Source organism: Streptomyces sp. NPDC058619 (assembly GCF_042717785.1).
Classification (GTDB): domain Bacteria; phylum Actinomycetota; class Actinomycetes; order Streptomycetales; family Streptomycetaceae; genus Streptomyces.
In genome coordinates this window covers 35,824-43,674 of record NZ_JBHXQN010000052.1, presented here as the reverse complement: position 1 = coordinate 43,674, position 7,851 = coordinate 35,824, and the positions used below count along the sequence as shown (strand labels likewise).

The following is a 7,851-nucleotide window of genomic DNA, read 5'->3' as shown; positions in this document are numbered from 1 at the left end:
GGGCCGCCGGGGGGGGGGCGCCCGGCCGCGCCCTCGCCCCCGCCCCCCCCCCCGGCCCCCCCCCCCCCCCCCCCCCCCCCCCCGGGGCCCCCCCCCCCCCCCCCACGCCCCCGCCCGCGGGGCCGGTCAGCCGGCGGGACGTCCGCGTGCGGGTGGGCCCAGACTCCAGTCGAGGCGTCGGCGGAAGTACACCAGGGGCTCGGCCTCCGCCACCGCGCAGTCGACGACCTCGCCCACCACGACCACGTGGTCGCCGTGCGGGAGCAGCACGCCCGTACGGCACTTCGCGTAGACCGGGACCCCGACCAGCCGGGGAACCGGCCCGTCCCACTCCCAGAGCACGTCGGCGAACTTGTCCTCGGAGCTGCCCGCGAAGGTCTGGGCCAGGGAGGAGTGGGTGCGTGCCAGCAGGTGGACGCCGAAGTGCGCGCCCGGTACCGCGGCGAGCTCCCGGCAGGTCCGAGAACTGCGGGCGAGCGCCACCAGGATCGACGGCGGGGCCGCGCTGTAGGAGCAGAGGGACGACACGAGCAGCCCGCAGGGCCGCCCGTCGTCCCGCCGGGCGGAGACGACCGCCACCCCTGACACCAGCCGGGACATCGCCTCCGTGAACCCGCCCGCCTGGCCGGCTCCCCGGCTCTCGTCCCGGCCGGGGTCCTGTGCGCGTGCGCGTTCCCGGCGCTGCTTCTCCTGCTGTCGGAGGTCCATCCGGCCCCCCTACGCGTGAGCGCGCTCGGCCGCGCGCAGGCAGGTCTCCCGACGGCTCCGCGCCTCGGAGTCGTCGGTGACGGCCAGGACGGCCTCGAAGTCGGCCACGGCCCGTTCGAAGCTGCCCGCCGCTTCGTGCACCACGCCCCGGTTGAACCGGAAGTCGGGCCGGCCTTCGAGCTCCACCGCACGGTCGAAGTCGGCGAGCGCCCCGACCAGGTCGCCCTCCAGGTAGGCGAGTTCGGCCTTGATCGCCCACGCCTCGGCCAGCTCGGGGTCCAGGCGCAGGGCCTCGGCCAGGGCGGCGCGCGCCTCGGCCGTCCGGCCGTCCTCGCCCCACAGGCGTCCCTGCAGACAGAGCAGGTGCGGGTGTTCGGGGTCGAGCCGCAGACCGGCCGTCACGTCCTCCAGCGCGGCCGTGTCGTCGCCCCGGTCGGCCAGCAGGCCCGCGCGCGCGAGCAACGCCTCCAGATGGCCGGGTTCCAGCTCCAGGGTCCGGTCGAAGTCGGCCAAGGCCCCTTCGGCGTCGCCGAGTTCCAGCAGGGCCTCGCCGCGGTTGTAGTGCGCCTCGGGGAAGGGCGGCTCAAGGGCCAGCGCCCTCTCGTAGTCGGCTATGGCCTCTTCGACGCGGCCCAGGCGGCGCAGCATGCTGCCGCGGTTGAAGTAGTGGTCGGCGAAGTCGCTGTCCGCGTCGATGATCGAGGCGTAGTCGGCGAGGGCCTCCTCCAGGCGGCCGCTCATGCCGTTCACCTGGGCCCGGTTGTAGCGCAGGCCCACGCGGTGCCATGTCCGCTCGCCGATGCCCAGTTCGCGGTCGAGCCTCTCGATCCCCTCGTCGAGCAGCCGCAACGCCTCGTCGGGCCGGCCGGCCCTGACCTCCACCAGGGCCAGCCCGTTGCGGTTGAACACCGAGTAGAAGGCGCGTTCCTTGGGATCGGGCAGCAGGTCCGAGATCGCGATGGCCTGGTTGACGTAGGCCCTGGCCCGCCGGTCGTCGCGCAGTTCGGGCGGGAAGTGGCGGGCGTAGAGCATGCCCGTCTCGTAGGCGAGGCTCATGTGGTGCTTTGGCATGGAGGTCGCCGCCCGGGCCTCCTCCTGGACCGCGGCCGACTCCTCCGGCCGCCCCGCGGCGGCCAGGCACACGCCCGTCTCCCGGGTGAAGGGCCACCAGAGTTCGGGGCGCGTGACGGGATCCGCCCGGTGGCGGCCCTCCTCGCCCATCTCGGCCGCGGCGTGGTAGAAGCCGAAGTACTTGCAGCGGCCCTGTGCCCACCGCAGGGCGTCGAGGCCGGCGCCGTCGGAGTCGCTGCCCCGCAGCAGGTGGTACGGCAGGGCGCCCAGCTTCAGGGACGGTTCCGCCTCCGCCCGGGAGGCCAGTGTCGCGGCCCTGCGGTCGTGCAGGCCGGCGCGCTCCTCGTCGCCGAGCGCCCGGTACGCGGCGTGCAGCGCGGGATCGTCGTCGACGCACTCCCCCTCGACGTACCGGGTGGCCGCCTGGAGCGGCGTCTCCGTACGGGCGTCCGCGCCGTCGGGCCCGGGGCCGGATGCGGTGTCCGGGCGGTGGATGCGGGTGGTCCGGGTCGCGAGTTCCGAGGGGAGGGAGACCGACAGCATGCCGGGAGGGTCGGCGAGGGTGTCCGTGTCGGTGCCGATCACGAGGGTCAGCAGCTCCGCGGGGATGCGCCGCAGCGCGGCGGCGAGGAACTCCCGGTCGGTGACGTCCGCGTGGTGGACGTTCTCCACCACGAGGGTGCGCGGACCGTAACCGGCCCCGGCCAGCGCGGCGAGCAGGAAGTCCACGAGGCCGTGCGCGACCCGCAGCGAGTGCAGCCGGGCCGGGTACCTGGTCGCCTCGCCCGGCGCCTTCGCGTTCTGCTCCAGCGCCCGTTCCTTCGGCGGCACCAGCGGCGCCAGCTCCGGCGTGCTCTCCTGGAGTTCGATGTAGTGGCGGGCGGCCAGCTCCGGCTGTCGGCGCAGCGCGTCCGGCGCCACCTGCCGCAGCAGCTCGCCGGCCGCCGTGTAGGGGCCCCGGAGGCGCCGGTGCGCGTCCACCACCGTCAGTGGGGAGGGCAGTCCGAGGCCGGCCCGCAGCCGGTCGCGCTCGCGACGCCGGGGAGCCGAAATCCAGTAGTGGCCGGTCATGAACGTACCTTTCGCGGGGGCCGACGGGGGCACGCGTCAGTCGATGACGTGGTGGGTCCTGGACCGTCGGGCGCGCACGCGTTCCCTGGCGGCGATCCAGAGGGTGAGGGCGATCTGGCCGAAGGTCAGGAAGAGGAAGGCCGAGGAGTCCAGGAGCTCGGTCCAGCTCGACCCCTCACCCGCGCCGAAGCGGTCGATCGCGCCGGAGACCATCCGTACGAAGACCGGGGCGAGCGCGAGCACGAAGGTGCCGAGGCTGACGGTGTAGCCGGCCACGATGAGCCAGGAGTACCAGCGTGCCGCCCGGCGGTCCACCGGGTGCCACTGGGACTCGTCCGCCAGCCGTTCGGTCCGCCCGCACCACCGCAGGAACCGGTTGCGCAGCAGGCGGACGGAGGTGGTGTGCAGGTCCACGCAGCCGAGCAGAGTGGTGATCAGCACGTAGACGTCGGTGCGGAGGTAGAGGAAGAACTGCCACAGCAGGCGCAGCAGGGCGGCGAAGGCCAGCCCGAGGCACACCCGGCTGGTCGGCGTTTCGGCCCCGCCGGGGCCCCGGGACACGTCCGCCACCGTGATGAGCAGGCCGAGGAGGACGCAGTCGGCGACCATTCCTGCCACGATCGGCAGGTAGCGCTTCCTGCGCTCGACGGCGACCAGGCCGTCCAGTGCCGTCTCGACCACCAGGAAGTAGAAGCGGTACGACAGCCGGGTCCGTGAGCGGACGCCGAGACGCCGTGCGGCCAGGGCGTGGAACGCCTCGTGCACGGCGATGAGGGGGACGGCGGCGACCAGCAGCACGAGGCTGATCACCGCGTAGTAGTCGCTGAACAGCAGGTCCTCGGCCGTCGGTACGAGGTCCGGGGACTGGAACGTGCGCAGCAGCGCCCAGGCCACGACGAGGGCGTAGCAGACCCAGGCGAGCGGCGAGAACATCGCGCGGCCGAGCCTCTGCCAGCGCACCGGCTCCGCCTCCGCGGGCTCCTCGCCGTCCTCGCGGACGAACCCGAGTTCGCGCAGGGCGCCGATGATGTCCTCTACGTCGACCTGCTCGCCGTACTCGGCGGCATACCAGTCGGAGGCCTGCGCCGGCGTGGCCCCGTCCGCCAGGCGGCGCACCAGGTGGGCCCCGTCGGCCGGGAAGATCGCGTAGGAGTCCGTGTCGGGCCGGCCGATGGTGACGTCGTCGCCGTCCTCCAGGTAGACCAGCGTGTGGAACGGCAGCGGCGTGTCGGCGGTGCTGCGGATGCCGTGCTCCGGCATGGGGTCTCCCTCGGCTTCCGGTCCGGACCCGGCACGGGCGGGCGACCGCCTCCCCGGGAGGCGCCGTCGTGCCGGGCGGCGGCCTGAGTCGCCTCGGGCTGCCCGCAGGCACGACGGCGTCGTGGCCCTGGCGTGCTAGGGGCCAGGGCTCAACTGATCCGGGATCAGTTGGGGTTGGTGTAGACGCTGCAAGCAGACGAGGTCAGGCGGACCGGACCGGCCTTGCGTACCTGGATCTTCTTCATTCAGGACACCTCCTTCAACCAGTGGGTGATGCGGACGGGCTCATCCTGGCGAGGGCCGCCATCGTTTCCCCAAAGGCCTGCCAAACCTCTCCCGGGGTGTGCACGCCGCCCGGTCCGGACGGGGCCTTCGCTTCGTAGACTGGCTGCCATGGGTGATCGTCCTGGACTTCGGAGCGTGTCGCCGGTGCTGCTGGGTGCGGGCGGCGGCGCGGACGGCTGGCTCCCCGTCGGCGCCGGCGAGTCGGGGGCCGCCGTCTTCCGCAGCGCGGACGGCTCCCGGTACGCCAAGTGCGTCGCGGCGGCGGACGCGGCCGGCCTGGAGGCCGAGCGCGACCGGGTCGCGTGGCTGTGCACCCGGGGGGTTCCGGGCCCGCGGGTGCTCGACTGGCACTCCGGCGACGCCGGCGCCTGCCTCGTGACCGGCACGGTCTCCGGGGTACCCGCCGACCAGGTGTCCCCGGCGGACCTGCGGGCCTCCTGGGAGCACATCGCGGACGCGGTGCGCGGGCTGCACGAAGTGCCCGTACGGCAGTGCCCGTTCGGCCGGGACCTGGACGGGGTGGTGGCCGTGGCGCGCGATGTCGTGACCCGCGGCGCGGTGAACCCGGAGTTCCTCCCCGTCGAGCAGCAGCGCACGCCGCCCGCGGACCTGCTGGGCCGCCTCGTGCCGCAGGTCGCGCGGCGACGGGAGCAGGAGGCCGCCGACACGGTCGTCTGCCACGGAGACCTGTGCCTGCCCAACATCGTCCTCGACCCGCGGACCCTGGAGGTCTCGGGCTTCATCGACCTGGGCCGCCTGGGACGGGCCGATCGCCACGCCGACCTGGCGCTGCTGCTCGCCAACGCCCGGGAGACGTGGCCGGACGAGGAGCGGGCGCGGGCCGCGGACGCGGCGTTCGCCGCGAGGTACGGCACGTCCCTCGACCACGACCGCCTCCGTTTCTACCTGCACCTGGACCCCCTCACCTGGGGATAGGCGGCAGCCTGGGAGAACGGCGACCGGCAGATTCCCGTGCGGGACCTGGCAAAAGCCAAGGGCTTTCCAGCCCATTCCTTTACCGGGCGGGAGGTGTCGGCACTTCCGCTGCGGCTACCATGGGATGCACATCAGACACACTGCGTAGTGGAGGCGTAATGCTGGGTCTGGTTCCCGGCGCCAAGCCCGATCAGGGCGGGAGCGCCCTGGGACTCGGCGAGATCAGTGCGAATCCCTGGGTCTTCAAGTGCATGGGCCGCTGCTACAGCGCCGCGAAGTCCGGTGGCGCCGTCGTCATCCAGGACATCACCGACATCACGCGGCCGTTCCCCGTCGGCAGGGCCGAGCCCTCCTCCGACATGCTGTGGAGCGTCCGGACCCCCCGGGGTCAGCTCGCCGGCCACACCGGCGGCACCCTGCACGCGGTCGCGGCGCTCCGGGAGGCCGCCCTGCCGCCCGGCGGCCCTTTCCCCGGGGTCTGAGGGGGCGCCGCTCGGCCCCACCGGCGGGGCCGATCAGGGCCGTTGCGGCGCGGCGGTGTAGCGCAGGCCGTCGAAGCGCAGTCGTACGGGTTCCCCGGGGCCGGTTCCGTACGGTGGGGCGGTCGCCCCGGCGACGTGACCTCGATGACGATGCCGAGGATCTTCGCGGCGGCGGCCACGTCGGCCGGGCCCGCCGGCAGCCAGCGGAGGTGCTGCTCGGGGGTCAGGCCCGGCTCCTCCACGCTCAGCGAGCCTCCGAGCAGGACCGCGTGCGCAGCCTGACCGGCGGTCAGGACCACGTCCACGGCGCCGAGATCGGCGACGGGTACCGGGTGGCGGCGGTCCAGCAGGCCGCGGCCGTCCTCGTCGCCGAGCGCCGCCAGCAGCGCCGCCGCGAAGGCGGCCTGGTCGGCTGCGCGGAGGGAGGGCGGCTCCCCCTGGTCCGGTGGGGTGGCGGTGAACTCCGGCCCGAGCGACGGGGGTTCCACCGCACCGGCGGGCGGTCGGGCGGCCTCGGACCCCCCGGCGGCGGGCGGGGTCACGGTGGGCGGGTCGGGCGGTGGGCGGCGGGGGTTGCTCTGCCGGGACCGGCCGCGTGCGGGTCGCGGGGGTCGCGACGGCGAGGCGGTAGTGGCGGTCGTCCAGGACGAGGACGACGTGGGGGCGCGGGGCGTCCGGATCCTCGACGAGCCCGTGGAGGCGGCCGGATCCCGCCCGGCTGCCGGGGGTGAAGGCCTGGAAGCTCCCGTCGCCGCGCACCACGGTCACGTCGATGCCGAAGGTGCGGGCGGCGAGGAGCGGGAGGAGGTCGGCGGCGGAGTGGTCCCAGCCGGCGTCGCCGTCCGCCTCGCCGGGCCGGACCAGTTGGGCGGTCGCGAGGGCGGCGCGGGCGCCGTCGTCCAGGGCGGCGGCGTGCGGAACGACGCCGCGCTGGTCGAACTCCCGGCGGCCGGGCGCACCGGCGGCGAGGTCCGGGGCGGGTCCGGTGGCGTCGGCCTCGGCGGCGGTGAAGACGTCGGTGTCGTCCGGGGCGACGGCGGCGAGGAGGTCCGCGTCGGCGGGGTCGGACAGACGCGCGGCGACGAGCCGGCGCAGGGCCCGGGGGGTCAGCGGGTCGGCCGGGTCTATCCCGTGGCGCGCCAGGAGGGCGGGCGCGGTCCTGGCCAGCCCCTCGGCGAGCGCGTGGAAGAAGGCGTCGCCGTCCCGGGGCACCTCGTGCACGGTGTACGGAACCCCCTCGGGCGAGGTCAGCCGGCTGCCGCCGGCGGACGGGGTGTAGCGGGGGCGCGCGGGCCCGGTCGTGGTGGGTACCGGCGGCGCCGGCGGGGCCCTGGAGGTGACCGGCGCCGGTTCCGCGAGGCCGCCGAGGCGCCGGCGCCCCGCGGCGGTGGCGTTGAGCTGGTGCCAGCGGGTGAGCCGGTCGGTGGCGGCGCGCACCCGGCCGAGGTCGGCCGCGGCGGCCTCCGTCGTCCGGGCGAGGGCGTCCAGTTCGGCCCGGCGGGTGTCGAAGGCGCGGTCGGCCGCGGTGGACCGGCCGGTCGCCCTGGCGAGGGCGGCGCGGGCGGCGGCGTCGGCGCGTACGGGACCGGTGAGTCGGCGGGCGGCGGCGCGCTGTCGGGCCGCGGCGTCGGTCAGCCGCCGGTCGGCCCCGGTCCGCAGGGCGTCGGCGGTCCGCCGGGCGCGCGCGGTTCCGGGCCCGGGGGCGACGGCTGCGGCGACGGCGGCGGCGGCGGCCGGAGCGTCCGTCCCGGGGCCACGCGGCCCGGGGCGCCGTCGAGGACTCCCCGCCTTGCTCGGAGGTCCCGCCGGGCGCGGAACTCCCGCCGGGCGCGGAGATCCCACCTTGCTCGGAACTCCCGCCGGGCGCGGAGATCCCACCTTGCTCGGAAGTCCCGCCGGGCGCGGAAGTCCCGGCTGGCGCGGAAGTCCCGGCTGGCGCGGAAGTCCCGGCTGGCGCGGAAGTCCCGTTGGTCCCGGCAGCCCCCAACTCCCCCAACTCCCCTGACGCCCCGAGCAGTCCCGGTCCCGGCGCAGTCCC

The 7,851-nt window shown here is 75.6% G+C and carries 6 protein-coding genes; 2 read left to right on the top strand and 4 right to left on the bottom strand.

Annotated elements, in window-relative coordinates:
* Positions 1-126: 126 nt before the first annotated feature.
* From ACFWTC_RS31650 to ACFWTC_RS31640, 3 genes are read right to left on the bottom strand one after another with little or no spacing between them, the layout of a single operon-like run.
* Positions 127-708, bottom strand: a complete 582-nt coding sequence (locus ACFWTC_RS31650) for a flavin reductase family protein (RefSeq protein WP_383916580.1) — start codon at positions 706-708, stop codon at positions 127-129.
* A gap of 9 nt (positions 709-717) precedes the next feature.
* Positions 718-2,850, bottom strand: coding sequence for a tetratricopeptide repeat protein (locus ACFWTC_RS31645; protein WP_384027077.1), 2,133 nt, complete (start codon positions 2,848-2,850; stop codon positions 718-720).
* 36 nt (positions 2,851-2,886) lie between these two features.
* Positions 2,887-4,110, bottom strand: a complete 1,224-nt coding sequence (locus ACFWTC_RS31640; protein ID WP_383916574.1) for a hypothetical protein — start codon at positions 4,108-4,110, stop codon at positions 2,887-2,889.
* Positions 4,111-4,503: 393 nt separating this feature from the next.
* On the opposite strand from ACFWTC_RS31640, the gene ACFWTC_RS31635 reads away from it, so the two are divergent.
* Positions 4,504-5,331, top strand: coding sequence for an APH(3'') family aminoglycoside O-phosphotransferase (locus tag ACFWTC_RS31635; protein WP_383916571.1), 828 nt, complete (start codon positions 4,504-4,506; stop codon positions 5,329-5,331).
* Between the two features lie 158 nt (positions 5,332-5,489).
* Complete coding sequence (locus tag ACFWTC_RS31630) at positions 5,490-5,813, top strand: hypothetical protein (protein ID WP_383916568.1); 324 nt, start codon at positions 5,490-5,492, stop codon at positions 5,811-5,813.
* Between the two features lie 33 nt (positions 5,814-5,846).
* Here ACFWTC_RS31630 and ACFWTC_RS31625 read toward each other — a convergent pair whose 3' ends face one another.
* Entirely contained in the window at positions 5,847-7,655 is a 1,809-nt protein-coding gene (locus ACFWTC_RS31625; RefSeq protein ID WP_384027079.1) for a hypothetical protein, read from the bottom strand.
* Positions 7,656-7,851: the final 196 nt, after the last annotated feature.